This is a genomic window from Xanthomonas sp. 3058, from assembly GCF_014199765.1.
Lineage (GTDB): Bacteria > Pseudomonadota > Gammaproteobacteria > Xanthomonadales > Xanthomonadaceae > Xanthomonas > Xanthomonas campestris_B.
This window is the reverse complement of sequence record NZ_JACHOF010000057.1, coordinates 1-1,460: the sequence shown is the minus strand read 5'-3', so window position 1 is coordinate 1,460 and position 1,460 is coordinate 1. Positions and strand designations below refer to the sequence as shown.

The 1,460-nt window shown below is 42.5% G+C and carries 2 protein-coding genes; both read right to left on the bottom strand.

The features are described 5' to 3' along the window. Nucleotides 1–438: 438 nt before the first annotated feature. The gene (locus GGR61_RS20915; protein WP_184623853.1) at nucleotides 439–747 is read right to left on the bottom strand and encodes an immunity protein YezG family protein; all 309 of its coding nucleotides are present in this window, start codon (nucleotides 745–747) and stop codon (nucleotides 439–441) included. Between the two features lie 177 nt (nucleotides 748–924). Further along, nucleotides 925–1,179: a hypothetical protein gene (locus GGR61_RS20910; protein ID WP_184623851.1), complete on the bottom strand. Its 255-nt coding sequence runs from the start codon at nucleotides 1,177–1,179 to the stop codon at nucleotides 925–927. Between the last annotated feature and the right edge of the window lie 281 nt (nucleotides 1,180–1,460).

Below are 1,460 nucleotides of genomic sequence, written 5' to 3'. Positions count from 1 at the left end.
CGAACATGGCGCTCGGCGGCATTACCCCAATGCAAAAGTTGGCACTTGCGGCATAACTCCACTTTTGGCGACTGCTACAAATGGGGGGATTACCGATCAGGTAACGGCGGCCCGGACCGTTGCTGCGCCAGGCATTGATGCCGCGCGGCCCAATACCGTAAGGCTGGTATCGACTACTCGCGGCAAGCTGTCAAACGAATATTTCCTATACCATTTTATTTGGCGATAGAAACGAAATCAGAACCGAACGTTACTCAAAGTGAGCAGGTACCGGAGAGCGGAGCACTATATTTCGGCAACAAAACGTCCCTTCGTGCTTACGCTTATGCCTGCTCATGCTTTCGCCCCACCAACTTCAGTCACATGCCCCCCAGTACGACCCGGTAACGTTCTGCACCGTAATTTTTTTGCAAAAAAACCGCTAATTTATTAGAGCTGTTATTGACCATATTCGAATTTAACTTTGACCTGCCCTCCATCTTTAAATGAGATCATGAAAGACTTCCAAAACTCTCCGCGTCCATTAGCGCTCTCTTTCAAGGATTTCACCATCTTATAAATCAATGAATTATTTATCAAATAATTACTCTGATCAACTTCCACACCATTCAACCTAACAACTAAAACTGTATCAATATAACCATCACCAATAAAAACCTCGTACTCCAATTGATCATATTCCCCAATCACCCCAGCCTTAACTGTGTTAAAGACTTCATTCAATAGCTCTATGTCTTTAGTGATCATGTCATTTATCTGCAGGAAATTTGCCGGGCTCGTTTTCAAAAAATCTCGTCAATTCAAATTAATAACAAAAATCTCGAATCCTACTTCTGATTCAGATAATTTATGCCACATATTCTCAAAGAATTTTTAAAAAATGGATTTAGTGCCAAATATAAACTAAAGATAATGATTTTATTTCTACTCATTCAAACCAAGTGAGCTTGGTAGATCTCTAACAAAATCTGCAACCTCACCCTCATACATTAAAGATGCAGAAACTAAATCAGAGCACAATAAGCCCCTTTCAATATCCGGAAGCTTCTGCAATTCAAAGGCGAGCTGCTCCATCATCTGAACAGCTGCATCCTGATCAACAATTTTGGCGTCAGAAAACTCTAGAAAATTGCAAAAATCCGCTATTACTTTAGCAAAAGTATTATTAGTTTTACTCATGGCTTAACCACCTCTACGGTTATGTTATTAATGCCAAGCTCTTCGAACATCTTCTTTGCACGATTAGCCTGTGCCTGTGTGGACACTTCCCAGCGACCAGTTAAGCCCTGTTCTGACAAAGCTTGAGATTGACGTAACGCCTGGCCTTTCGCCTTTGGCGTCGTAACTACAGATATTTTACGATCCTGACCTGCCCCCATCATCCGTACCAGTGATTACTGATAAAGCCCGGGGTTGAAGGGTACTGCGTTGTTGGCTTGTTGTGTACGGTAGTTGGCGGC

Bases quoted from the DNA above. Each gene is read 5' to 3' on its own strand.
- GGR61_RS20915 (WP_184623853.1), bottom strand. From the start codon at position 747: ATGATCACTAAAGACATAGAGCTATTGAATGAAGTCTTTAACACAGTT.
- GGR61_RS20910 (WP_184623851.1), bottom strand. From the start codon at position 1,179: ATGAGTAAAACTAATAATACTTTTGCTAAAGTAATAGCGGATTTTTGC.